At 67.8% G+C, this 24,852-nt stretch carries 23 protein-coding genes; 18 read left to right on the forward strand and 5 right to left on the reverse strand.

The genetic code is table 11. From position 1 onward, the window contains the following. Positions 1–63: 63 nt before the first annotated feature. Positions 64–846, reverse strand: coding sequence for a 30S ribosomal protein S2 (gene rpsB, locus ML342_RS00200; protein WP_240124916.1), 783 nt, complete (start codon positions 844–846; stop codon positions 64–66). Between rpsB and ML342_RS00205 the strand changes: the two genes are divergently transcribed. The 9 genes from ML342_RS00205 to asnB all read left to right on the forward strand — a co-directional run bounded on the left by ML342_RS00205 (position 830) and on the right by asnB (position 10,948). Next, positions 830–1,039, forward strand: a complete 210-nt coding sequence (locus ML342_RS00205) for a hypothetical protein (RefSeq protein ID WP_240124917.1) — start codon at positions 830–832, stop codon at positions 1,037–1,039. The genes rpsB and ML342_RS00205 overlap by 17 nt on opposite strands. 56 nt (positions 1,040–1,095) lie before the next feature. After that, positions 1,096–1,872 carry a type I methionyl aminopeptidase gene (gene map / locus ML342_RS00210; RefSeq protein WP_240124918.1) on the forward strand — a complete coding sequence of 259 codons (777 nt, stop codon included), beginning with the start codon at positions 1,096–1,098 and terminating at the stop codon, positions 1,870–1,872. Continuing rightward, on the forward strand, positions 1,856–4,474 hold the full coding sequence (glnD, locus tag ML342_RS00215; RefSeq protein ID WP_240124919.1) for a [protein-PII] uridylyltransferase: 2,619 nt from the start codon (positions 1,856–1,858) through the stop codon (positions 4,472–4,474). Before map ends, glnD begins: the two co-directional genes overlap by 17 nt. Further along, positions 4,471–5,316: a 2,3,4,5-tetrahydropyridine-2,6-dicarboxylate N-succinyltransferase gene (gene dapD, locus ML342_RS00220; RefSeq protein ID WP_338064960.1), complete on the forward strand. Its 846-nt coding sequence runs from the start codon at positions 4,471–4,473 to the stop codon at positions 5,314–5,316. The genes glnD and dapD overlap by 4 nt, the downstream gene beginning before the upstream one ends. Before the next feature lie 81 nt (positions 5,317–5,397). Beyond that, on the forward strand, positions 5,398–7,290 hold the full coding sequence (locus tag ML342_RS00225; RefSeq protein ID WP_240124920.1) for a CocE/NonD family hydrolase: 1,893 nt from the start codon (positions 5,398–5,400) through the stop codon (positions 7,288–7,290). Position 7,291: 1 nt separating this feature from the next. Further along, the gene (locus ML342_RS00230) at positions 7,292–7,651 is read left to right on the forward strand and encodes a Spx/MgsR family RNA polymerase-binding regulatory protein (RefSeq protein ID WP_240124921.1); all 360 of its coding nucleotides are present in this window, start codon (positions 7,292–7,294) and stop codon (positions 7,649–7,651) included. Further along, positions 7,651–7,890 carry a hypothetical protein gene (locus ML342_RS00235; protein WP_240124922.1) on the forward strand — a complete coding sequence of 80 codons (240 nt, stop codon included), beginning with the start codon at positions 7,651–7,653 and terminating at the stop codon, positions 7,888–7,890. The genes ML342_RS00230 and ML342_RS00235 overlap by 1 nt, the downstream gene beginning before the upstream one ends. Next, entirely contained in the window at positions 7,887–9,017 is a 1,131-nt protein-coding gene (gene dapE, locus ML342_RS00240; RefSeq protein ID WP_240124923.1) for a succinyl-diaminopimelate desuccinylase, read from the forward strand. Before ML342_RS00235 ends, dapE begins: the two co-directional genes overlap by 4 nt. 227 nt (positions 9,018–9,244) lie before the next feature. Then, entirely contained in the window at positions 9,245–10,948 is a 1,704-nt protein-coding gene (asnB, locus tag ML342_RS00245; protein WP_240124924.1) for an asparagine synthase B, read from the forward strand. 1 nt (position 10,949) lies between these two features. Here asnB and ML342_RS00250 read toward each other — a convergent pair whose 3' ends face one another. The 3 genes from ML342_RS00250 to ML342_RS00260 form a co-directional block, all read right to left on the reverse strand. Then, positions 10,950–11,294, reverse strand: a complete 345-nt coding sequence (locus tag ML342_RS00250) for a GGDEF domain-containing protein (RefSeq protein ID WP_338064961.1) — start codon at positions 11,292–11,294, stop codon at positions 10,950–10,952. A gap of 236 nt (positions 11,295–11,530) precedes the next feature. After that, on the reverse strand, positions 11,531–12,163 hold the full coding sequence (gene upp / locus ML342_RS00255) for a uracil phosphoribosyltransferase (RefSeq protein ID WP_240124926.1): 633 nt from the start codon (positions 12,161–12,163) through the stop codon (positions 11,531–11,533). Between the two features lie 88 nt (positions 12,164–12,251). Next, positions 12,252–13,745 (reverse strand): aminotransferase class III-fold pyridoxal phosphate-dependent enzyme, encoded by a 1,494-nt coding sequence (locus tag ML342_RS00260; RefSeq protein ID WP_240124927.1) that lies wholly within the window; start codon positions 13,743–13,745, stop codon positions 12,252–12,254. Positions 13,746–13,885: 140 nt separating this feature from the next. On the opposite strand from ML342_RS00260, the gene ML342_RS00265 reads away from it, so the two are divergent. The 6 genes from ML342_RS00265 to secF all read left to right on the forward strand — a co-directional run bounded on the left by ML342_RS00265 (position 13,886) and on the right by secF (position 19,903). After that, complete coding sequence (locus ML342_RS00265; protein WP_240124928.1) at positions 13,886–14,317, forward strand: Lrp/AsnC family transcriptional regulator; 432 nt, start codon at positions 13,886–13,888, stop codon at positions 14,315–14,317. A 67-nt stretch (positions 14,318–14,384) separates the two neighbouring features. Beyond that, positions 14,385–15,425: a tRNA preQ1(34) S-adenosylmethionine ribosyltransferase-isomerase QueA gene (gene queA / locus ML342_RS00270; RefSeq protein WP_240124929.1), complete on the forward strand. Its 1,041-nt coding sequence runs from the start codon at positions 14,385–14,387 to the stop codon at positions 15,423–15,425. Continuing rightward, complete coding sequence (tgt, locus tag ML342_RS00275; protein WP_240124930.1) at positions 15,422–16,549, forward strand: tRNA guanosine(34) transglycosylase Tgt; 1,128 nt, start codon at positions 15,422–15,424, stop codon at positions 16,547–16,549. The genes queA and tgt overlap by 4 nt, the downstream gene beginning before the upstream one ends. A 106-nt stretch (positions 16,550–16,655) precedes the next feature. Further along, positions 16,656–17,000, forward strand: coding sequence for a preprotein translocase subunit YajC (yajC, locus tag ML342_RS00280; protein WP_240124931.1), 345 nt, complete (start codon positions 16,656–16,658; stop codon positions 16,998–17,000). Positions 17,001–17,069: 69 nt separating this feature from the next. After that, the gene (gene secD / locus ML342_RS00285) at positions 17,070–18,914 is read left to right on the forward strand and encodes a protein translocase subunit SecD (protein WP_240124932.1); all 1,845 of its coding nucleotides are present in this window, start codon (positions 17,070–17,072) and stop codon (positions 18,912–18,914) included. Positions 18,915–18,934: 20 nt separating this feature from the next. Further along, the gene (secF, locus tag ML342_RS00290) at positions 18,935–19,903 is read left to right on the forward strand and encodes a protein translocase subunit SecF (RefSeq protein WP_240124933.1); all 969 of its coding nucleotides are present in this window, start codon (positions 18,935–18,937) and stop codon (positions 19,901–19,903) included. A 91-nt stretch (positions 19,904–19,994) separates the two neighbouring features. On the opposite strand, the gene ML342_RS00295 is transcribed toward secF, so the two are convergent. Continuing rightward, positions 19,995–20,816: an inositol monophosphatase family protein gene (locus ML342_RS00295; protein ID WP_240124934.1), complete on the reverse strand. Its 822-nt coding sequence runs from the start codon at positions 20,814–20,816 to the stop codon at positions 19,995–19,997. Positions 20,817–20,910: 94 nt separating this feature from the next. On the opposite strand from ML342_RS00295, the gene ML342_RS00300 reads away from it, so the two are divergent. The 3 genes from ML342_RS00300 (at position 20,911) to ML342_RS00310 (ending at position 24,843) form a co-directional block, all read left to right on the forward strand. Then, positions 20,911–21,732: an RNA methyltransferase gene (locus ML342_RS00300; RefSeq protein WP_240124935.1), complete on the forward strand. Its 822-nt coding sequence runs from the start codon at positions 20,911–20,913 to the stop codon at positions 21,730–21,732. Between the two features lie 82 nt (positions 21,733–21,814). Next, positions 21,815–22,708 carry a phosphate/phosphite/phosphonate ABC transporter substrate-binding protein gene (locus ML342_RS00305; RefSeq protein WP_240124936.1) on the forward strand — a complete coding sequence of 298 codons (894 nt, stop codon included), beginning with the start codon at positions 21,815–21,817 and terminating at the stop codon, positions 22,706–22,708. After that, on the forward strand, positions 22,705–24,843 hold the full coding sequence (locus ML342_RS00310; RefSeq protein ID WP_439655126.1) for a putative bifunctional diguanylate cyclase/phosphodiesterase: 2,139 nt from the start codon (positions 22,705–22,707) through the stop codon (positions 24,841–24,843). Before ML342_RS00305 ends, ML342_RS00310 begins: the two co-directional genes overlap by 4 nt. Positions 24,844–24,852: the final 9 nt, after the last annotated feature.

The raw sequence follows: 24,852 nt of genomic DNA on the forward strand, positions 1-24,852 counted from the left end.
GGGAATGCCGGGCAGATACGAAACGACGGCCGCGCAGGATGGCGCGGCCGCGTGACCGCATGATTACTCGCCCTTCTTGCCGTTGCGGCGGGCTGGCTTGGCGGGTTCCTCGTCCTCGCCTGCGACGGCGAACTCCTCTTCGCGCACCACGGCCGCGCCAGGCGCGGCAGCCTTGCCTTCCAGCACCGCATCGGCAGCGGCGCGGGCATACAGCTGGATGGCGCGGATGGCGTCGTCGTTGCCGGGAATGGCGTAATCGACCAGGGTCGGGTCGTAGTTGGTATCGACCACCGCCACCACCGGGATGCCCAGCTTCTTGGCTTCCTTGATGGCGATGTCTTCGTGACCGATGTCGATCACGAACAGCGCGTCGGGCAGCCGCTGCATGTCCTTGATGCCGCCCAGGCTGGCTTCCAGCTTCTCGCGCTCGCGGCGCAGCGCCATCACTTCGTGCTTCACCAGCTTCTGGAAGGTGCCATCGGTTTCGGCGGCCTCCAGCTCTTTCAGGCGCGCGACCGACTTCTTCACGGTGGCGAAGTTGGTCAGGGTGCCGCCCAGCCAGCGCTGGGTCATGTACGGCATACCGCAACGCTCGGCTTCCTCCTTGATCGCCTCACGCGCGCTGCGCTTGGTGCCGACGAACAGGACGATGCCGCGCTTCTGGGCTACGCCGCTGATGAAGTTCATCGCGTCGTTGAACAGCGGGACGGTCTTTTCGAGATTGATGATGTGGATCTTGCCGCGGGCGCCGAAGATGTAAGGGGCCATCTTCGGATTCCAGTAGCGGGTCTGGTGGCCGAAGTGGACGCCGGCTTCCAGCATCTGGCGCATGGTGATCTGGGGCATTGCAGAAACTCCGATGTGGTGGAATCCGCGCCGGGAAATGGTGGCGCTGCGCCGTGCCGCACGCGGCGGGCGCTGGATCCCGGGGTTGGGCCTCCCCATCGTCACTGCTACCGAACCCGCCTGCGCGGGCACCCCGGAGCAGGGATTGCCGATGGGTGTGGATTCGCCGGTGTCGCCCGGCGTGGCGGCGTAAAGCATGGCAAGTATAGCGGCGGCGCGTGGGGCGGGCAAATGCGCGATAATCTCGCCATGACCATTCATCTGAAGACCCCCGCCGAGATCGAGAAGATGCGCGAGGCCGGCCGCCTGGCTGCCGAAGTGCTGCAGGTGGTCGCTCCGTACGTGAAGCCTGGGGTGACCACCGAGGAGCTCGACCGCATCTGCTTTGATCACATCGTCAACGTCCAGGGCGCGATCCCGGCCAATCTCGGCTACAGGGGGTTCCCGAAAACCGTGTGCACCTCGGTCAACAACGTGATCTGCCACGGCATCCCCAGTCCGACCAAGGTGCTCAAGGACGGCGATATCCTCAATATCGACGTCACCGTCATCAAGGACGGCTGGCACGGCGACACCAGCCGCATGTACTACGTGGGCACGCCCTCGGTGATGGCCAGGCGTCTGGTCGAGGTCACCCGCGAGGCGATGTTCCGCGGCATCCGCGCGGTGCGGCCCGGCGCCACGCTCGGCGATATCGGACATGCGATTCAAAGCTATGCCGAGTCACACCGCTTTTCGGTGGTGCGTGAATATTGCGGGCACGGCATCGGCAAGGTCTATCACGACGATCCGCAGGTGCTGCACTATGGCCGTCCTGGCGAGGGGCTGGTGCTGCAGGAAGGCATGACTTTCACCATCGAGCCGATGATCAACGAGGGGAGCCGCCATACTCGCCTGCTGCCGGACGGCTGGACGGTGGTGACCAAGGACCGCAAGCTGTCGGCCCAGTGGGAGCACACCGTGGCCGTCACCCGCGACGGGGTGGAGATCCTGACTCGCCTGCCAGGGGATGACAACGAGCTGTGAGCAGCGGGCCGTGAGCGTGGCGGCGGGCGAGGACGCGGCCTGGGCGGCGACGGCGCGGGCGGCATTGGCCCAAGTGGATGCGCGCCTGGCGCGGCGTTTCGATACCGGGCATCCCGCCGATCGCTTGATCGCCCTGCGCGCACGCGCGGTCGATGCGCAGGTGCGCGCGGCCTGGAAGCGCTGCTTTGCGGAAGATGCGCCGCTGGCACTGCTGGCGGTTGGCGGCTATGGGCGCGGCGAGCTGTTCCCATATTCCGACATCGACTTGCTGGTACTGGCCGAACCCGGTGCGCAGCGCGCGCATGAGGCGGAAATCGCGCGGTTCTTCGCCCTGTTGTGGGATGCCGGGCTGGAGGCCAGCCATGCGGTGCGCTCACTTACGCAGTGCACGCAAGCCGCGGCCGACCTGAGCGTGGTGACCGCCTTGATGGAGGCGCGACCGCTGCATGCCAATGCGGATGCCACCGCTGCACTGGCAGAGGCGATCGCGCCGACGCGGGTGTGGCCTGCGGATGCCTATTTCCAGGCCAAGCTCGAGGAGCTGCGGCAGCGTCATGCGCGCTTCGGCGATACCTCCGACAACCTCGAGCCCAATCTCAAGGATGGCCCGGGCGGCCTGCGCGATCTCCACGTCCTCGGCTGGCTGGCCCTGCGCAGTTTCGGCGTGCATGCGCTCGATCGCCTGATCGAGCTTGGTCGGCTGGGCTGGGACGAGGCGGCGGCGCTGGAGCGCGAGCGGCGCGCGCTGTGCCGGCTGCGCTATGGCTTGCATCTGGTCGCTGGCCGGCGCGAAGAGCGGCTGCGCTTCGATTATCAGAAGGCGCTGGCGCAGCGCTTGGGCTATCGCGACCAGGCGCAAGCCCTCGCCGTCGAGCAGATGATGCAGGAGTTTTATCGCAGCGCGGCGGTCGTGCGCCGGATTGGAGATCGGCTGCTGCAGCGGCTCGAGGAGCATTTCGCGGGCGTCATCGTGGCGGAGCCGATCGATGCGCACTTCGAGCGTCGCGGGGGCTATCTGGCGGCGCGTTCGTCCGGCTGGCTGGCCGCGGACCCGGCGCACATATTCGCGCTGTTCGCGGCATGGGCAGCCGATCCCACTCTGCGCGGGCTGCATTCGCAGACCGCACGGGTGTTGGCGCAGGAACTGCCGCAGATTCCGGCCTATGAGGATGCGCCGGAATCGCTGCGCGCGGCATTTTTGGCCCTGCTGCGCGGCCCGCAGCCGGTGCGCACGCTGGAACGGATGGCGCGCGCCGGAGTGCTCGGGCGCTGGATTCCGGCGTTCCAGCGCGTATCCGGGCGCATGCAGTTCGACCTGTTCCACGCATTCACCGTGGATCAGCACACGCTGGCGGTGCTGCGCAATCTGGAGCGCTTTGCCAGCGGCCAGCCGGATCCGCGCTTTTCGATCGCGCACCAGGTCTGGCCGTCGCTGCGCAAGCCCGAGTTGCTGCTGCTGGCCGGGCTGTTCCATGACATCGGCAAGGGCCGCGGCGGCGATCATTCGGAGCTGGGCGCCGCCGATGCGCGCGCGTTTTGCGTGGCGCATGGGCTGTCCGAGGCCGACACCGCGCTGGTGGAGTGGCTGGTGCGCAAGCATTTGCTGATGTCGGTGACTGCGCAGAAACAGGACATCACCGATCCCGAAGTGATCCATCGTTTCGCGGTCGAGGTGGCGGATCGCCAGCGCCTGGATGCGCTGTATCTGCTGACCTGCGCCGATATCGCCGGAACTTCGCCCAAGCTGTGGAACAGCTGGAAGGATCACCTGCTGGCGGATTTGTATGCCGCAACCCGACTGGCGCTGCGGCGCGGGCTGGGCCAGCCGGTGGCGGTGGCGGAGCGCATTGCCGAGAACCGCGAGGCCGCGCGCGCTCTGCTGCTGGCAGAGGGTAAGGAGGAGGCGACCATCCATGCCTTGTTTGCCCGCATGCCGGAGGAAAACTTCCTGCGCAGCCGCGCCGACCAGATCGCCTGGCAGGCGAATGCGCTGTGCAAGGCTGCGCCCGGGCAGCCGGTGGTGGCGGCGCGCGCGATCCTGGGCCGCGATGGCCGCGACGGGCTGGAGCTGCTGGTGCACATGCCCGACCGCGACGGCCTGTTCGCTGCGATCGTGATCACCCTCGACCGCCTGGGCATGAGCGTGCTGCAGGCGCGCGTGCTGGACGGCCCGGACGGCACCATCTTCGATACCTTCCACCTGCTGCCGGCGGAGCAGCGCCAGGCCCCGGAGCCAGCCCTGCTGGAGCAGGCCTTGGCACGCGCCCTGGTCGGCGACCTCGGCCACCTACGTCCGACCCGGCGTCGCCAGCCGCAGCATCTGCGCCATTTCCGGGTGAAGCCGCAGCTGGATTTCACCGACATGGCGCAGGGCACCCGCATCGAGCTGATCTGCACGGATCGCCCCGGGCTGCTGGCCGATGTCGCCCATGTCCTGCGCGAACATGGCCTGCGCGTGCACGATGCGCGGATCGCCACCTTCGGCGAGCGCGCCGAAGACCTGCTGCTGGTCAGCGATGCCCACAATCACCCCTTGCCGCCGGAGCGTCGCGATGCCCTGCGTGGCGCGCTGCTGGCAGCGATCGACGGAGACATGCGATGACCTCATTCGACACCGATTCACTGCGCGCCACCCTCGACGATGCCTGGGAGCGTCGCGCCGAGCTGACCGCCGACGAGATCGCCCTGCGCGTGCGCCCGGCGGTGGAGCAGGCCATCGCCGGCCTGGAGCGCGGTGAGCTGCGCGTGGCCGAGCCCGATGGCAACGGCGGCTGGCGGGTCAACGAGTGGCTGAAGAAGGCGGTGCTGCTGTACTTCCGCACCCAGGACATGGCGGTGGTGGACGCCTCGCCCGCGCCGTTCTGGGACAAGGTGCCGGCGCGCTTCGCCGGCTTCGATGCGGCCGCGTTCCGCCAGCTGGGCGCGCGCGTGGTGCCGGGCGCGGTGGTGCGCGCGGGCAGCTACATCGGCAAAGACGTGGTGCTGATGCCGAGCTTCGTCAACATCGGCGCTTACGTGGGCGAGGGCACGATGGTGGATACCTGGGCCACAGTTGGTAGCTGCGCGCAGATCGGCAAGGGCTGCCACCTGTCCGGCGGGGTCGGCATCGGCGGCGTGCTGGAGCCGCTGCAGGCCAGCCCCACCATCATCGAGGACCACTGCTTCATCGGTGCGCGCTCGGAGGTGGTGGAGGGGGTCGTGGTCGGCCATCACAGCGTGATCGGCATGGGCGTGTTCCTCGGCCAGAGCACCCGCATCTACAACCGCATGACCGGCGAAATCAGCTATGGCCGGGTGCCGCCGTACAGCGTGGTGGTGGCAGGTGCGCTGCCGGCGGCCGACGGCAGCCACTCGCTGTACTGCGCGGTGATCGTCAAGCAGGTGGACGAGAAGACCCGCAGCAAGACCAGCGTCAACGAGCTGCTGCGGGGGCTGGCGGATTGAGGCCGTGACCGTCGGCAGTGGCCGCCGCGGCCAGGCTGTGGCATACCGGCCGCCAGCATCCGCGGATCGAGGGGACTGACAATGAAGAAGACGACCTTGCTGACGCTTGCGCTGTCCGCTGCGGTGGCGGTGGCCGCGGCTCACGCCGGGCAAGATCTTGCGCGCTATAGCGACGATGGGCTGCGTGCGGAGTTGGCCGACATCGCGGATGCCGACATCGCCGTGCTGGTGCCGATGCGCGACGGCATCGGGCTGTCCACCAATATCTGGCGGCCGAAGGGTGCCACCGGGCCGCTGCCCACCATCCTGTGGAAGACGCCGTACAACGAGCACGTCCCGCGCGGCAGCACCGCCCGTTTCGCGGTGGAGGCGGTACGCCGTGGCTATGTCTTCATCGTGCAGAACGAGCGCGGCCGCTATTTCAGCCAGGGCAAGTACGAGATCCTGGGCTATCCGCAGACCGACGGCTACGACATGCTCAGCTGGATCGCCAGGCAGCCGTGGTCGAATGGAAAGGTCGGCACCTTGGGCTGCTCGTCGTCGGCGGAATGGCAGCTGGCGCTGGCCGCGATGAACCACCCGGCGCACGCGGCGATGGTGCCGATGGCGGCGGGCGCGGGCATCGGCAAGGTCGGGCCGTTCTGGGAGCAGGGCAACTTCTTCACCGGCGGCGTGCCGCGCACCCTGTTCGCGGTGTGGATGTACGGCGTGGACAACCCGCTGCGCGCGCAGATCCCCGATTCGGTCACCGGCCCGCTGCGCGCGCGTATCGCCCAGTACAACGACCTCGATGCGAAAAAGCCCGAGGTGGACTGGAAGAAGCACATCTGGCACCTGCCCTACGCCAGCCTGCTGTCCTCGCTGGGCGAGCCGCCCGGCATGTTCGAGCAGCAGATCGCGCGCACGCCGGGCGATCCGGCCTGGAAGACTGGCGGCCTGTATGACGATTCCATGGGCTGGGGCGTGCCGGCGCTGTGGTTCAACAGCTGGTACGACGTCTCGATCGGCCCCAACATGGCGCTCTTCAATCATGCGCGCAGCGTCAACACCGATCCCGAAGCCAGCGCCCATCAGTATGTGGTGGTGGGCCCCAACCCACACTGCCAGTTCGCGCGCCTGGGCAAGAACTACAAGGTTGGCGACCGCGAGATGGGCGACGCCAGCTTCCCGGTGGACCAGCAGATCTGGGCCTTTTTCGACCGCTGGCTGAAGAACCAGCCCAAGGCTTTCCCGGACAGCACGCCGCACGTGCGCTACTTCACCATGGGCTTGAACCGCTGGCAGTCCGATGCGCAGTGGCCGCCAAAGGCAGCGCAGCCGGTGCGGCTGTACCTGCACTCGCAGGGGCGCGCGAACTCGCTGGACGGTGATGGCGTGCTGAGCTTCGAGGCTCCGCGCGGCCAGGAGCCCGCGGACCGCTATCGCTACGACCCGGCTAACCCGGTGCCCACGATCGGCGGTGGTGACTGTTGCAATGGCGGGCTGGTGGTGTCGGGGGCATTCGATCAGCGCCCGGTCGAGGCCCGCCACGACGTGCTGGTGTACACCAGCACGCCGCTGGAGCAGCCGCTGGAGGTCACCGGCTTCGTGCAGCCGGTGCTGCACGTGGCCTCCAGCGCCAAGGACACCGATTTCGCGGTGAAGCTGGTGGACGTGGCGCCCGATGGCACCGCCTGGATCATCGGCGACACCATCCTGCGCGCGCGTTACCGCGACGGCTATCTCAAGCCGGAGATGATGCAGCCCGGGCAGGTGTACATGCTCAGGCCGACCCCGATCACCACTTCGATCCAGTTCGGCAAAGGCCACCGCATCCGGGTGGAGATCACCAGCTCCAACTTCCCCAAGTTCGCGCGCAACCTCAATACCGGCGGGCCGAACGAAACCGAGAGCGAGATGGTGGTGGCGGACAACGCCGTGCATCATTCCGCCGCTGCTCCCAGCTACCTCGAACTGCCGGTGGTGAAGCACTGACATGGCCGCGACCCTGTACGGACTGAAGAACTGCGATACCTGCAAGAAGGCGCTCAACTGGCTGAAGCGCTTCGACGTGCCGCATGCGTTCGTGGACTACCGCGACGCGCGGCCGGCGCCGGAAACGCTGATCGCCTGGAAAGAAGCGGTGGGCGGCTGGGATGCGCTCATCAACAAATCCTCGACCACCTGGCGGCAGCTGCCTGCCAACCGCAAGGCGCCGGGCAGCGACGCCGAATGGAAGCTCTTGCTGCGTGAGTACCCGCAGCTGATCCGGCGGCCGGTGGTGGTGCTGGACGACGGCACCATCGCGCAAGGTTTTTCCGACAACGGCTTCAAGAAGCTGTTCGGGATCGGCTGATGGAGACGCTGCGCGTGCTCGCGGCGGGGCTGTTGGGCGCCTGCGCGGGGGCAGTGGCGGGCTTCTTCTTGGCCTTGGCCGGCGGCGAATGGCTGTTCGGCTGGCATGACAACATCGGCCCAGAACTGCGGGTCGCCTTTTTCGGGGCCTTGATCGGCGCAGCGCTGATGGCAATCTGGCAGCAGTCGCGCAATGCGGGACGGCGCCTGCGTTCGGCAGCGGGCAGGAGCGAGGCATGAATGAGGTTTTGGCGCTGGCGTGCGACCTCATCGCCCGCCCGTCGGTGACGCCGGAGGATGCCGGCTGCCAGGCAGTGATCGCGCAGCGCCTGCGGGCCGCGGGCTTTTCCATTGAACATCTGCGCTTTGGCGACGTGGACAACCTCTGGGCCAGCCACGGCCGCGGCGGCCCGGTGCTGCTGCTCTTGGGCCATACCGACGTGGTGCCGCCCGGTCCGCGTGCGGCCTGGGCCAGCGATCCGTTCGTTCCCGAGGTGCGCGACGGCTTGCTGTACGGGCGCGGCGCCGCCGACATGAAGGGCAGCGTGGCGGCCTTCGTGGTGGCGCTGGAGCGTTTCGTCGCCGCGCATCCGGACCATCCGGGCACGGTGGCCTTGCTGTTGACCTCGGACGAGGAGGGCGAAGCCATCGACGGCGTGCGCAAGGTCGCGCAGGTGCTGCGCGAACGCGGCGAGCGCATCGACTGGTGCATCACCGGCGAGCCGTCCTCGAAGCAGACGCTGGGCGACCTGCTGCGGGTCGGCCGGCGCGGCACGCTGTCGGCCACGCTGACGGTGCGCGGCATCCAGGGCCACGTGGCCTATCCGGAGAAGGCGCGCAACCCGATCCACCAGGCGCTGCCGGCGCTGGCGGAACTGGCTGCGCGGCGCTGGGACGATGGCTATGAATCGTTCCCGCCGACCAGCCTGCAGATCAGCAACGTGCATGCCGGTACCGGCGCCAACAACGTGATCCCGGGCGAACTCACGGTGCTGTTCAACCTGCGCTACAACCCGCACTGGCGGGCGGAGCAGCTGGAAGCCGAATGCGAGGCGGTGCTGCGCGCGCATGGACTGGACTACGTTTTGCACTGGCACCGTGGCGGCGAGCCGTTCTACACCCCGGAAGGCCGCCTGCGTGCGGTCGCGCGCGCGGTGCTCACCGGGTTCGCCGGCCACCCGCCGGAGGAGAGCACCGGCGGCGGGACTTCGGATGCGCGCTTCATCGCCCCGCTGGGCGCGCAGTGCATCGAGATCGGCCCGGTCAACGCCAGCATCCACCAGGTGGATGAACACGTGCGCGTGGCCGACCTCGAGCGCCTGCCTGCGCTGTACGAGGCGCTGATGGAACGCCTGCTGTGTGCCTGAGCCGCCGCTTGCGCGCGCCGCGGCGGGCGTGCAATAGTTGATCCATGCCTTCCCGCCGCGCCAGCGCGATTTCCCTCAACCGCAATAATCGCGGCGCCCACCAGCGTGCGCGGCGGCGGGCCCGCGCCTAGGCGAAGCAGACAGCAAGCCGAATCCCTCCCAAGCCCGCATCGCAAGATGCGGGCTTTTTCGTTGCACGCCCGCCAACCCACGACAAGGACCTCCCCATGTGCGCCATCTTCGGAATCTTCGGGCTGCAGCCCGGCGACGACCTCCATGCCCTGCGCCGCGAGGCGCTCGACCGTTCCCGCCGGCAGCGCCACCGCGGGCCGGACTGGAGCGGCATCCACCTGGACGCCGGCGCCATCCTGGTCCACGAGCGCCTGGCCATCGTCGATCCGGCCGGTGGCGCGCAGCCGCTGCTGTCGGAAGACGGCGCACTGGTGCTGGCGGTCAACGGCGAGATCTACAACCACGCCGCGCTGAAGGACGCGCTGCGCCAGCCATACGCATTCCAGACCGGCTCCGATTGCGAGGTGATCAACGCGCTGTACCGCGAAGACGATCCGGCGGCATTCCTGAACCGCCTCAACGGCATCTTCGCGTTCGCGCTGTGGGACCGCGCGCGCGGGCGCGTGCTCATCGCGCGCGACCCGATCGGCGTGGTGCCGCTGTACTGGGGGCACGATGCGGAAGGTCGCCTGCGGGTGGCCTCGGAGATGAAGGCGCTGGTGGACGACTGCGCCGACGTGGCGCCGTTCCCGCCCGGCCACTGGTATGACAGCGCGACCGGCGAGCTGGTGAAGTATTACGCGCCGGCATGGCGTCACTACCAGGCGGTGGAAGGCGTGGAAGTGCCGCTGGTGGAGCTGCGCGCGGCGCTCGAAGCCGCGGTGCGGCGGCAGCTGATGACCGACGTGCCCTACGGAGTGCTGCTGTCGGGCGGGCTGGATTCCTCGCTGGTGGCGGCGGTGGCCGCGCGTTACGCACGCCACCGCATCGAGGACGGCGACCGGTCCGAGGCGTGGTGGCCGCGCCTGCACAGCTTCGCGATCGGGCTGAAGGGGTCGCCGGACCTCGCGGCCGCCGAGGTCGCCGCGCGCGCACTGGGCACCGTGCATCACGGCTTCGAATACACCTTCGAGGAAGGCCTGGACGCGGTGCCGGAGGTGATCCGTCATGTCGAGACCTACGACGTCACCACCATCCGCGCGTCCACCCCGATGTTCCTGCTAGCGCGCCGGATCAAGGCGATGGGGGTGAAGATGGTGTTGTCCGGCGAGGGCAGCGACGAGCTGTTCGGCGGCTACCTCTACTTCCACAAGGCACCGGATGCGCGCGCCTTCCACGAGGAGCTGGTGCGCAAGCTGGAGGCCTTGCACCAGTTCGACTGCCTGCGCGCGAACAAGGCGATGATGGCCTGGGGCGTGGAGGCGCGGGTGCCGTTCCTGGACGTCGAGTTCATCGAGGTGGCGATGCGCATGGACGCCGCGTTCAAGATGGTGCGCAAGGGCGACCCCGGGCCGCAGCGGATGGAGAAGGGCGTGCTGCGCGCTGCGTTCGCCGGGTATCTGCCGGACGAGATCCTGTGGCGGCAGAAGGAGCAGTTCAGCGACGGCGTGGGCTATGGCTGGATCGACGGCCTCAAGGCGCATGCCGAGGCGCAGGTCTCCGACCGCGTGCTGGCCGCCGCAGCCGCGCGCTTTCCGGTCAATCCGCCGCAGACCAAGGAAGCCTACTGGTACCGGCATCTGTTCGAGCAGTTCTTCCCCGGGCAGGCCGCGGCGCAGACGGTGCCGGGCGGGAAATCGATCGCCTGCTCATCGCCGGCGGCGATCGCCTGGGATGCCGCGTTCGCGGCGATGGCCGATCCGTCCGGGCGCGCGGTGGCGGGCGTGCACCACGCCGCGCCGCCCGCTGCCGCGCGCTGACTTAGCCCGGCTCCAGCCCGCGCAGCTGGTTGCGCCCCCCGGCCTTGGCCAGGTACAGGTGGCGGTCGGCCTCGCCAAGCAGTTTGTGCAGGTTGGGGAACTGCGCGTCGCGCTGGCAGGCGTCGAGGCTGATGGTGATGCGCAGCGGGCAGCCGTCGATGTCGATCTGAAGCGCCTGCAGCGCCTCGCGCAGGGCCTCCAGGTGGCGCGCCGCGGTTTCGCGGTCGAGGCCTTGGATCAGCATGCAGAACTCTCGCCGCCGAAGCGCCCGCTGAAGTCGCTGGCGCGGGTGTGCGTATGCAGCGCCTGCGTCATCGCGTCCCGGTTCGCGATGCACATCGTTCACCAGCTCTGATCGGGCGATCGCGCTCCAGCCAGTGCGGCGGTCTCATGTCGCCGGGGCGTCGAGCGCCTCCAGCAGCGGCCCCAAATGCGCGGCTGATCGCCGCCGGCAAGATGCCCAGGCAGGGTTGCGCTAGTGGCCTACAAGCGCAAGTGCGTTGAACGCGCTCAACGCCATCATCAGAACCAACATGCCTTGCAAAAACTGGCTGTATGGCGCTTGATTTTGAAGACGATCACTCAATCCACCGGCGTTCCGAACAGGCGGTCGCCGGCGTCGCCGAGGCCTGGGCGGATGTATGCATTTTCATCCAGGCGCTCATCGATCGCGGCGACGTACACCTCGATCTCGGGGTGGGCGGCCTCCAGCGCGTGCAGGCCTTCTGGCGCGGCGACCAGGAAGATCGCCTTGATCCGCCGACAGCCGGCCTCCTTCAGCAGCTGGATGGCGGCGATCGCGCTGCCGCCGGTGGCCAGCATCGGGTCGATTAGCAGCGCTGTGCGCTCGTGCATGCGGTCGGCTAGGCGCTGGTAATACCCTTCCGGGCGGTGGGTGGTCTCGTTGCGGCGCAGGCCGACCACGCTCACCGGCGCCGCCGGCAGCAGGGCCTGCACGCCGGGCAGGAAGCCGAGGCCGGCGCGCAGGATCGGCACCAGGGTGAGATGTTCGCCGCGCACGTGCTCCACTTGCAGCGGGCCGGCCCAGGTCTGCACCGTTATCTGCTCGGTCGGCAGGTCGCGGGTGGCCTCGAACGCCAGCAGCCCCGCGATTTCGCCGGCCAGCTGGCGGAAGTGGACGGGATCGGTGCTGATGTCGCGCAGCTTGCCGAGCTTGTGGCGGACCAGCGGATGATCGACGACGACGGTTTTCATGCCGCCAGCGTAGCGGGATGGATCGCGCAAAAACAGACGGGGCGGCCTTCAGGCCGCCCCGCAAGGGCGCTGCACAGGAACGGGCGGATCAGGCCGCGACGGTCTGCGTCACGCGCGGGCCTTCCAGGATCGCGCGCTTGACCATGCTCACCACCAGCTTCAGCTCGTCCTCGGTGATTGCAAAGTGCGGGGTGAAGCGTAGCGAGTTCTCGCCGCCGTGGATCACGCCGATGCCGTGTTCGCGCAGCCACTCCTCGGTGGAGCCGGTGCCGTAGCCCTTGAACTCGCGGGTGAGTTCGCAGGAGAACAGCAGCCCGGTGCCCTGCACCTTGGTGATCGGTCCACCCAGCTCGGCCTTCAGCGCTTCCAGCAGGGCCAGGGCCTGGCGGCCGCGGGCGCGGATGTTCTCGCGCAGGGCGGGGGTGAGCTGCGCCAGCACGGTGCAGGCCACCTCCAGCGCGCGCGGGTTGGCGGTCATGGTGTTGCCGTACAGGCCGCGCTTGTAGAGGCTGGCGGCATGCTCGTTCACCGCCAGCACCGACAGTGGGTACTGGCCGGCGTTGAGCGCCTTGGAGTAGGTCTCCATGTCCGGGGCTTCGATGCCCTCGAAGCCGGGGTAGTCCACGATCGACAGGTAGCCGGTGGCGCGCAGGCCGGCCTGGATCGAGTCCACCAGCAGCAGGCTGCCGTGGGCGCGGGTGAGCTCGCGCGCGGCGTTGTAGAACGCCACCGGCACGCTGCGGCCGGGGTCGCCTTCGCCCATCACCGGCTCCAGGAACATCGCCTCGATGAACCAGCCGTTGGCATCGGCCTCGGCGAACACCTTGCGCAGGGCGTCGATGTCGTACGGCGGCACCGCGATCACCGAATCCTCGCCGCGGAAGCTGGCCAGGTGCTGGATATAGGTCTTGCGGGTGGAGTCGGAATACAGCGCCGGACGCTCGGTGCGGCCGTGGAAGGCGCCCTTCACCACCAGCCGCTTGATGGTCTTGCCGGCGTGGCGGGCGCCAGGGTCGGTCATGAGCTTGGCATTGGCATCCACGATGCGGGCCGCCAGCGACACCGATTCCGAGCCGGAGTTCAGGCACATGAAGGCCGCATACGGGCAGCCGCCGCGGGTCTGCCCGATCTCGCGGCGCATGGCGCTGGCAAAACGCAGCTGCGCCACGTGCGGGGTCATGATGTTGGCCATCACCTGCGGGCGCGCCATCGCCGCGATCACCGCCGTCGGCGTGTGGCCGAGGCCGAGCATGCCGTAGCCGCCGGTGTCGTACAGCACCGCGCCCTTCAGAGTGACGATCCACGGGCCGCGCGCGGCCAGCGCCACGTAGGGGTTGGCATTGTCCTGCGAGTAGAAGTTGACGAAGCCCTCCTGCACTTTGGCGCGCTGGGCATCCTCGTCCAGGTCCAGCAGTTCGGGGAACTCGCTGCGTACGTTGGCATAGCCGGCGGCGGCCGCGGCGATGGCCTCGCCCAGCTGTGGGTCGCGCTCGGCGAAGGCCAGAATGGTGGTGTCGTCCAGGCCGGTGGTGCGGGTGCCGCCGTGGGCGCGCAGTGGGGCGAGGGTGTCGATCAGGCTCATGGTGCGTCTCCCGTCTGGGGCCATGGCCGCGGGAGGCGGCCGGGCAAACCTCCATTATCCGGGGTCGCCTGTCATTCGGTAGGGTGGATTCGCCTTGAATGACGAGTATTTTTGTCGAATCGACGATATCATTCGTCGATATGAGAATCTCCGCCGCCGACGAACAGCTGCTGTCCCTGCTCCGCGAGGACGCCCGCGCCGCCACTGCCGACATCGCTCGCCGCCTGGGGCTGTCGCGCACCACCGTGCAGAACCGAATCGCCCGTCTGGAGCAGCAGGGGGTGATCCGCGGCTACACCGTGCGCATCGACGACGAGCTGGAGCGCAACCGCATTCGCGCGCACATCCTCATCACGGTCCGGCCGAAGCAGATGGCGGCGGTGGTGCGGGCATTGCAGGCGATGCACGAGGTGCGCGTGCTGTATTCGATCAGCGGCGACAACGACCTGATCGCGCTGGCAGTGACCGCGAGCGTAGGCGAGATGGACGTGCTGACCGACCGCATCGGCGCGATCGATGGGGTGGAGCGCACCAATACCTCGATCATCCTCTCGACCAAGTTCGAGCGCTGACGCCGCAGGTGGCGTCAGCGCGGGCGCCTACAATAGGCGGCTCCGTCCGTACCGTCGTCGCACGCCGTTGAAGACCTCCGATTTCCACTACGACCTTCCGCCCGAGCTGATCGCGCAGGCGCCGCTGCCGGAGCGCTCGGCCAGCCGCCTGCTGCACGTGCCGCCGGGCGCGGCGCCCTTCGAAGATCTGCACGTGCGCGATCTGCCGACGCTGCTGCGGCCCGGGGATCTGCTGGTGTTCAACGACACCCGGGTGATCCCGGCGCGGCTGTTCGGCGCCAAGGCCACCGGCGGGCGGGTGGAGATCCTGATCGAGCGTCTGCTGCCGGACAACGCCGCGCGCGCGCAGCTGGGCGTGAGCAAGCCGCCGCAGGTGGGCAGCCGGATCGCGCTGGACGCGGGCGGTGAGGCCGAGGTGCTCGCCCGCGGTGATGACGGCTTCTGGACGCTGCGCTTCCACGTGGACGGGACGCTTGCGGACTGGCTGCAGCACGCCGGTCAGCTGCCGCTGCCGCCTTATATCGAGCGCTCGCCCGACAAGGCCGATGCCGAGCGTTACCAGACCATCTTCGCGCGCGAGGCCGGCGCGGTGGCCGCGCCCACCGCCGGCCTGCATTTCGACGCCCCGCTGCTGGAGGCGCTGCGGGCGCGTGGGATCGGGATCGGTCACATCACCCTGCACGTCGGCGCCGGCACCTTCCAGCCGGTGCGGGTGGAGGACGTGCGTGCCCACCGCATGCACAGCGAATGGATCAACGTGGGCGCGGCGCTGGTGGAGCAGGTGCGGCGCACGCGCGCGGCCGGTGGCCGGGTCATCGCGGTGGGCACCACCGTGGTGCGGGCGCTGGAGAGTGCGATGGTGGGCGATGTGCTGCAGCCGTTTGCCGGCGACACCAGCATTTTCATTTTTCCCGGCTATCGCATCCGCAGCATCGACGCGCTGCTGACCAACTTCCATCTGCCCGAAAGCACCCTGTTGATGCTGGTGTCCGCCTTCGCCGGCAAGGAGCGCATCTTTGCCGCCTACGAACACGCGGTGCGCCAGCGCTACCGCTTCTTCAGCTATGGCGATGCCATGCTGCTGTGGCCGCAGGAGGCCGGCGCATGAGCCGCATGCAGTTCCAGCTGCTGAAGACCGATGGCGCGGCCCGCCGCGGGCGCATCAGTTTCCCGCGCGGGGCCATCGAAACCCCGGCGTTCATGCCGGTGGGCACCTACGGGTCGGTCAAAGGCGTGCTGCCGCAGCAACTGCGCGATCTCGGCGCGCAGATCATCCTTGGCAACACTTTTCATCTGTTTCTGCGGCCGGGGCTGGAGGTGATCGCGGCGCACGGCGGCCTGCACGGCTTCGCGCGCTGGGACGGGCCGATCCTCACCGACTCCGGCGGCTTTCAGGTGTTCTCGCTCGCGCATCGGCGCAAGATCACCGAGGCCGGCGTGACCTTCGCCGCCCCCACCGACGGCCGCAAGGTGTTCCTGGGGCCTGAGGAGTCCATGCACATCCAGAAGGTGCTGGGCAGCGACATCGTGATGATCTTCGACGAGTGTCCGCCGGTGCACGACAAGCACGGCCAGCCGGTGCATCGGCGGGTGGTCGAGAAGTCGATGGAGCTCTCGCTGCGCTGGGCCGAGCGCAGCAAGCGCGCGCACGAGGGCAACGACGCGGCGCTGTTCGGCATCGTCCAAGGCGGCGTGCACCACGACCTGCGCACGCGCTCGGCGCAAGGATTGCAGCAGATCGGCTTCGACGGCTATGCGGTCGGCGGACTGGCGGTGGGCGAGAGCGAGCACGAGCGCAACGCCATGCTCGACCACACCTGCCCGCAGCTGCCGGCTGACCGTCCGCGCTACCTGATGGGCGTGGGCCGGCCGGAGGACCTGGTGGAGGCGGTGGCGCGCGGCATCGACATGTTCGACTGCGTGATGCCCACCCGCAATGCCCGCAATGGCCATTTCTTCACCGCGACCGGCGTGGTGCGCGTGCGCAACAGCCAGTACGAGCACGACCTGCGGCCGATCGAGGAGGGTTGCGACTGCGTGGCCTGCGCCGGCGGCTTCTCCCGCAGCTATCTGCGCCACCTCGACCGCTGCAACGAGATGCTGGGGCCGATCCTGGGGACCCTGCACAACCTGCGCTACTACCAGCGGCTGATGGCGCAGATGCGCGACGCGATCGCGACGGGCGCCTTTGCCGAGTTCCGCGAGTCCTTCTACGCCGCGCGCCGCGGTTAGCCTCCGGTCGCGTCTGGTCAGGCGGCCGGGCGGGAAACGACGCCAGCCGTGGCATAATCCGCGGCTGGCCTCGGCCAGCCTCTCTTTTTTTTTCATGGATTTGCGAATGAACCCGCTCGATTTGCTGATTCCCGTCGCCCATGCCCAAGCGGCTGGCGCCGCTCCGGCGCAGGGCAGCCTGCTGTCCACCTTGCTGTTCCCAGTGGTGCTGATCGTGATCATGTACCTGCTGATGATCCGCCCGCAGATGAAGCGGCAGAAGGAGCACCGGGCGATGCTGGAGAAGCTGGCCAAGGGCGATGAAGTCGTCACCAATGGCGGGCTGGCCGGCACCGTGGCAGCGATTGGCGATCATTTCGTGACGCTGGAGGTCGCCAACGGCGTGCAGTTGCGGGTGCAGAAAGGCGCCATCCTCAATGTGCTGCCCAAAGGTACGCTGAAGTCGGCCTGAGCCTTCATCGACTTCACTTTCGATTCGTCCAGACCTGACGCCCTGCCGGCGTCGAGCAGGATCTAAGCAATGCTTGAATTCCCGCGTTGGAAGTACTTCGTCATCCTCCTGGTGCTGGCGCTGAGCGTGCTGTACGCGCTCCCGAACATCTACCAGAAGGATCCGTCCGTACAGATCACGCCCAACCGTGGCGCGCAGATCGACGATGCACTGAAGTCGAAGGTGGAGAAGATCCTGGCCGATGCCAAAGTGACGCCCAAGGCGATCGCGAAAGAAGGCGACAACCTGGTGGTGCGGCTGAACTCGCTGGAAGACCAGACCACTGCCAACAACGCGATTCGCGAGCGCTTGGGGGACGGCTATACGGTCGCGCTGAACCTGGCCTCCACGGTGCCGTCCTGGCTCAGTCGCCTGGGGGGCAAGCCGATGGTGCTGGGTCTGGACCTGGTGGGAGGCGTGCACTTCGCGCTGCAGGTGGACAAGAAAGCCGCCATCGACAAGCGTTTCGACGCATTCGCCGACGATATCCGCAGCACCCTGCGCGAAGCACGCGTGGCTTACCGCTCGGTGGAGCGCAGCGGAAGCGATTCTCTGCGTGTGGTGCTGGCCAATCCCGAAGACGCCGTCAAAGCGCGCGCTGCGCTGGTGAAGGCGCAGCCGACCCTGACCTATTCCAGTGGTCCCGATGGCAGCCTTCTGGTCCGGGTGCCACAGGCCGAGATGCAGCAGATTGCCAACAGCGCGATCGAGCAGAACCTGACCACCCTGCGCAACCGCGTCAACGAGCTGGGCGTGGCCGAGCCGATCATCCAGCGCCAGGGTGATGATCGCATCGTGGTCGAACTACCCGGCGTGCAGGACACTGCCGAGGCCAAGCGCATGATCGGCGCTACTGCCACCCTGGAATACCGCGCGGTGGTGGAGGGCAATGCGCAGGAAGCGGCCGATACCGGCCGCATTCCGCCTGAGGCCAAACTCTACCGCGACCGCGCCGGGCGCCCGATCCTGCTCAACAAGCGCGTGATCGTCACCGGTGATCAGATGGTGGCGGCCAGTGTGTCCACCGACCAGAACGGCATGCCGGCGGTCAGCGTCACCCTGAACTCGGTGGGCGGTCAGCGCATGTTCGATTTCACCAGCGCCAATGTCGGCAAGCCGATGGCGGTGGTGTACACCGAGCGCATCCCGCAGGTCACCATGGTGGACGGCAAGGAAGTGCGCAGTTTCAAGGTCAAGGAGGAAGTGATCTCCGTGGCCAACATCCAGGGCGTGTTCGGCAAGCAGTTCCAGACCACCGGCCTTGAGCGCACCGAGGCCGAGAACCTGTCCAAGCTGCTGCGCGCCGGTTCGCTGGCCGCGCCGATGGATTTCGTCGAGGAATACGTGATCGGCCCCAGCCTGGGCAAAGAAAACGTGGCGCGCGGTGTCAAGGCGGTGGTGTTCTCGTTCCTGTTCACCCTGGTGTTCTTCGGCATCTACTACCGCATGTTCGGCCTGATCACCTCGGTCGCGCTGCTGTTCAATCTCATCATCGTGGTGGCGGTCATGTCGCTGTTCGGGGCCACCATGACCCTGCCGGGTTTTGCCGGTCTGGCGCTGTCGGTGGGCCTGTCGGTAGACGCCAATGTGCTGATCAACGAGCGTATTCGCGAGGAACTGCGCCTGGGCGTCCCGCCCAAGGCGGCCATTGCGATGGGGTACGACCGCGCCTCCCACACCATCATGGATGCCAACCTGACCGGCCTGATCGTGGGCATCGCGCTGTATGCGTTCGGCACCGGCCCGCTCAAGGGCTTCGCGCTGACCATGATCATCGGCATCTTCGCCTCGATGTTCACCTCGATCACCGTCTCGCGCGCGCTGGCGACGCTGATCTATGGCCGTCGCAAGAAGCTTCAGTCCGTGGCGATCTGACGGAAAGAGAGAGACACATCATGAAACTGTTTCCGCTGCACATCGTTCCGAACGACACCAAGATCGACTTCATGCGCCATCGCCATCCGGTGCTGGTGCTGATGCTGCTGCTCCTGATTGCATCGATCGCCATCATCGGGATCAAGGGGTTCAACTTTGCATTGGAGTTCACCGGCGGCACCATGGTGCGCACCCACTTCGCGCATCCGGTGGACGTGGAGAAAGTCCGCGCGCGCCTGGCGGCGGCCGGCTTGCACAACGCGCAGGTACAGACGGTCGGCAGCGGCAATGACGTATTGATCCGGCTGCAGCCAGAGAAGGAGCACAACAACGCTGCGGATGCGGCGCAGCAGATTGCCGAACGGGTGCGCGCGGCCGTGGATACCCCGGACAACCCCGCGAGCGTGCAGCCGGGCGAGTTCGTCGGCCCGCAGGTCGGCCGCGACCTGGCCATGAATGGCGTGTACGCGACGATCTTCATGCTGGTCGGGTTCCTGGCCTACATCGCCGTGCGCTTCGAGTTCAAGTTTGCGATGGTGGCCAGCATCACCGCGTTCTTCGACCTGATCCTCACCATCGCCTACATGTCGCTGATGGAGCGCGAGTTCGATCTGACCGTGCTGGCTGGCCTCTTGTCGGTGATGGGCTTTGCGGTCAACGACATCATCGTGGTGTTCGACCGCGTACGCGAGAACTTCCGCAGCCTGCGGGTGGAGCCGCTGGAAGTGCTGAACCGCTCGATCAACCAGACCTTGTCGCGTACCGTCATCACCGCGGTGATGTTCTTCCTGTCGGCGCTGGCGCTGTATCTGTACGGCGGCAGCTCGATGCAGGGCCTGGCCGAAACCCACATGGTCGGCGCGGTGATCGTGGTGGTCTCCTCGGTGATCGTGGCGGTGCCGATGCTGACCATCGGTCCGTTCAAGGTTTCCAAGCAGGATCTGATGCCGAAGGCCAAGGACCACGCCGAGTTGGCGCGCCGGCCCTGAGCGCGCCGGTTTGCCGCAGACACGCAACGCAACAGGCCGCGCAGTGCGCGGCCTGTTGCGCGTATGCGCTTTGCGACGGTAGGCGCAACGGTCAGCCGACCGCAGCGGCGTAGCCGGACTGCACGATGACCTTCTGCAGCTCTGCGCTGAGCTTTGGGTTACCGGCGACCAGGGCGCGGCCGTGGATGCCGCGGCTATCCATCGGGCCGGTCTGGGCGCCGCGGAAATCGCAGACGCGGCCGCCGGCCTCGCGTACCAGCAGCACGCCGGCGGCGATGTCCCACGGTTTCACTCCGGATTCGAAATAGCCGTCGAAGCGGCCGCAGGCGACGTAGGCCAGGTCCAGCGCGGCCGAGCCGGTGCGGCGGATGTCCTCGATGCTGCGCAGCAGCTCGCGCACGCATTCCAGCTGCGCCGGCGCGCGTTCGCGCTCGCGCGGGGGAAAGCCGGTGGCCAGCAGCGCGCCGCTTAGATCCTTGCGCTCGGAGACGCGGATACGACGCCCGTTGAGCACCGCACCGCTGCCGCGGCTGGCGGTGAACAGCTCGTTGCGCAGCGGATCGAACACCACTGCGTGCTGCGGCTCGCCGTGCTCGACCAGCGCGATCGAGACGCACCAGTGGGGCAGCCCGTGCAGGTAGTTGCTGGTGCCGTCCAGCGGGTCGATCACGAACAGCGCGCCGCCCCGGCCACCGTGGCTGCCGCCTTCCTCCCCAAGAAACCCGGCATCCGGATAGGCGCGTCGCAGTTCCTTGATCGCCGCCTGCTCGGCCTGCTCGTCCACCTCGCTGGCGTAGTCCAGTCGATCCTTCTCGATCACGTTGATCGCATCCAGCCGGTTCATGTTGCGCAGGAGCACGCCGCCGGCGGCGCGGGCTGCCTTGACCATGATGTTGACGACGGGTTTTTGCATGGCGAAGACGCCTCGACGGGAGTGAGGGAAGTGGGCGGTGGCGGAAAAGAACGGTCCCGGCGCACGACCGGGGCCGGCAGTTTACCATTCACGCATGAATGCACCATCCAATCCAAACGGGGCCGCCGCGCCAGGCATGGCCGCCGACCGCCTGCGCATCGTGCTGGTCGGCACCCAGCATCCGGGCAATATCGGTGCAGCGGCCCGTGCGATGAAGACCATGGGCCTGTCGCGGCTGGTGCTGGTGGCGCCGGAGAAGGCGCCCGATCGCGATACCCACGCCATGGCCGCCGGCGCCGACGATCTGGTGGCATCCGCCCCGGTATTCGCCACCCTGTCCGAGGCGGTGGCCGACTGCCGCTGGGTGCTGGGCGCCACCGCGCGCAGCCGGCGCGTGCAGCTGGAGCCGCTGCATCCGCGCGAGGCCGCGGCCCGCGCCGTGGCCGCCACCGTCAGCGGGCCGGTGGCGCTGGTGTTCGGACGCGAGCGCACCGGGCTGGACAATGAAGAACTGCAGCTGTGCCACGCCGCCATCCACATTCCATCCGATCCGGCCTTCCCCTCGCTGAATCTGGCGGCGGCAGTGCAGGTGCTCAGCTATGAGCTGCGCTGTGCTCTGCTGTCGGAGAGCGGGCCGACCTCGGCCGCGGCCGCAGCGCGCACTCCGCCACCGGCAGAGGGTGCCGCCTCGCACGCGGAGCTGGAGGGATTCTTCGCCCAGCTGGCCGAGACCCTGGACCAGATCGACTTCCACAAGGGGCGCGCCCCGGAATCGGCGATGCGCAAACTGCGCCGGCTATTCCTGCGCACCAATCTGGATAGCGCCGAGGTGCGCCTATTGCGCGGAGTGCTGGCCGATGCCCAGCGCATGGCGCGTTTGGCCAGACAGGGCGCTGCCGATCAAAAAATCGGGTAGCCTGACCACCATCCGCACGTCAGGGGGACAACCGCACGCCATGCGCCGATTCGCGTTCGTGCTGTCCTGCCTGTGCGTTCTCATGAGCGCCGTTCTGCCTGCCCAGGCAGCGCCGCAGGGACGCGATGAGAGCAATGACGGCGTGCTCGTACTGGGGCGGGTCAGCGATGACCCCAAGGCGCATTACGACCAGCTCAAGCCGCTGCTCGATTATGTGATCCCGCGCATGGCCGAGGTCGGGATCCGCAGCGGCCGCATCCTGATGGCGAAAGACCTGCAGCAGATGTCCAGCTACCTGCGGCGCGGGCGGGTGGACTGGATCAACGAAACCGCCGGCAATGCCGCCCTGCTGGAGCAGCGCGGCGTCGCGCATGCGTTCCTGATCACCGAGCGCGACGGCGCGCAGCGCTATCACAGCGTGTTCTTCGTGCGTCGCGACAGCCCGATCCAATCGCTGCAGGATTTGCTTGGGCACAGGCTAGCTTTCCAGAGCCCGTACTCCACCAGCGCCTACTATCTGCCGGCGGCGACATTGCTGGAGCGCGGGTTGGCGCTGGAGCCCTTGTTGTCGCCGATGGATCGGCCGGCGCCGGATCGGGTGGGGTATGTGTTTGCGCGCACCGAGCTGAACATCGCTACCTGGGTGCACAAGCGCCTGGTGGATGTCGGTGTGCTCAGCAATCTGGACTGGATGAATCCAGCGCGAATGCCGCCCGTGTTCGCCCAGGACTTCCGCGTGATCGGGCGCACCGAGGACGTGCCGCGCGCGCTGATGCTGGCCCGCACCGGCCTGGATCCAAAGGTGGAGGCGCGCTTGCGTGAAGTGCTGCAGGAGGCTGCGCAGGATCCGGAGGCAGGCGAGGCCCTGCGTCGATTCCTTGGCACTGCGCGGATGCTGCCGGTCAGCGTTGAAGACCGGCGCGCGCTGGAGTGGCTGGGACGTGGCGCGCGGCGCGTGCGCGCGGAGGTCGAGTGAAGCGCGCCGGCCCGAGCCTGCAATCGCGCTTCCAGATCGCCATTCTCTCCGGGCTGGCGCTGGTGCTGCTGATGATGGCGTTGCTGTGGTTTCGCCAGCAGCGAAGCCAGCAAGAGGCGATCGAGATCGCGCGCCAGAACATGCATACGCTTTTGACCGAGCAAATGCGGCTGACCGGGGAGGCGCAGGCACGGCAGCTGGCGGATGCGTTGGCCAATCCGCTGTATTACTTCGATCTGGATGCGATCGGCGTACTTGCACGCAGCGCCCTGCGCGCGCCCGACGTGGATTACGTGCTGGTGTACGACGTCCGCGGCCGGGTCCTGCACGATGGCTCTGGCGATATCGCCGCCTATGGACAGCCGATGGACGATCCGCTGGCGGCCGAGCTGGTGACGGCCAACGGTCCGCATACCCATTTGTCCGATGGATTATTGGATGTATCGCAGCCGATCACGATCGGCGACGAGCGCCTGGGCGGCGTGCGCATCGGCTATTCGACGGCGGCAGTGGCGCGCGCCGAGGCGGAGGCATTGTCCACCCTGCGCGAGCAGTTCAACGCCGTCAATCAGCGCAGCATGCGCTGGCTGCTGCTGATGTTCGCAGGATTGACGGTGCTGGCGCTGCTTGGCGCGACGCTGGTGCAGCGGTGGCTGGTGCGCCCGATCCGGCTGCTGGGCGAGGCTGCGCGCCGGATCGAAGCCGGTGACTTCAGCGCGCCTGTGCCGGAAAGCACGCGCAGCGACGAGCTGGGCGATCTCGTTCGCGCATTCGGACGCATGCGCGACAGCGTGGCCCGGCATGATCGCGACATCCGCCGGGTCGCCTACAGCGATGCCCTCACCGGACTGTCCAACCGGCTCGCGTTTCGCGAGATCCTGGAGCAGCGCCTGCGCGAGACCCAGGGCACCAGCGCGCAGCTGGCGCTGCTGTTCGCCGATCTCGACGACTTCAAGCGGATCAATGACACCCTCGGCCACGAGGCCGGTGATGAAGTGCTGGTGCAGGTGGCGGGGCGGATCGAGCAGGCGGTGGCCTCGGTGGAAGGGATCGAGGCGGTGGTCGCGCGCTTCGGCGGCGACGAGTTCGTGATCTTGCTGCAGATGCTCCAGATCGATGCCGAGGCAGGCATTCGCGGCAAGGCCATCCAACTGGCCGAGGCGTTGGTGACGGCGCTCAGCCAGCCGCTGCTGCTGCATGGGCGACAGGTGCTGCTGGGCGGCTCGGTCGGGGTGGCGATCTTTCCGGACGATGCCAGCAGCGCTTCGATGCTGCTGAAGAACGGCGACATCGCGATGTACCAGGCCAAAGTGGCCGGCAAGAACTGCTACCGCTTTTACAGCCGCGCGATGGACCAGGCGGTGGAGCGCAGGGTGCGGATGGAGCAGGAGCTGCGCGGCGCAGTGCAGCGCGATGAGCTCAGCCTGGCCTACCAGCCGATCTACCGCACGCAGGATCGGGTGTTGGTGGGCGCAGAGGCGCTACTGCGCTGGGATCATCCGGAATACGGCGCGGTCGCGCCCTCGGTGTTCGTAGACGTGGCCGAGCAGAGCGGCTTGATCGAAGAGATCGGGCGGATGGCGCTGCAGGCCGCGTGCATGGAGGCAGCCACCTGGTCAGTGCCGGCCAACGCCGACGAGGCGCCGTTCGTATCGGTGAACGTCTCCGCGCGCCAGTTGCGCAGTGGCGATTTACTGCAGCAGGTCGCCGCGGCGTTGGACAACAGCGGGCTGGCGCCGGAACGCCTGCATCTGGAGCTGACCGAGACCGCCGTGCTCAGCGACGAAGCCTATATCACCGAGCTACTGAGCAAACTGCGCAAGCTCGGCGTGCGCGTGTGGCTGGATGATTTCGGCACGGGCTATTCCAGTCTCAGTCATCTGCGTCGGGTCCCGGTGGACGGGCTGAAGATCGACCGCAGCTTCATCACCGATCTTCTGCGCGACCCCGACGACCTGGCCCTGACCAGCGCGATCATCGCGATGGCCCACTCGATGGGCGTGGTGGTGGTGGCCGAAGGGGTGGAGCGGCAGAGCCAGTATCAGCTGCTGCGCGAGCGCGGTTGCGACCTGGTGCAGGGCTACTGGCTGGGCCATCCGCTGGAGCCGCAGGCCTTCCACGACCTGCTGCGCTGAGCCGGGCCT

The organism is Thermomonas alba (assembly GCF_022419205.1).
Classification (GTDB): Bacteria; Pseudomonadota; Gammaproteobacteria; order Xanthomonadales; family Xanthomonadaceae; genus Thermomonas; species Thermomonas alba.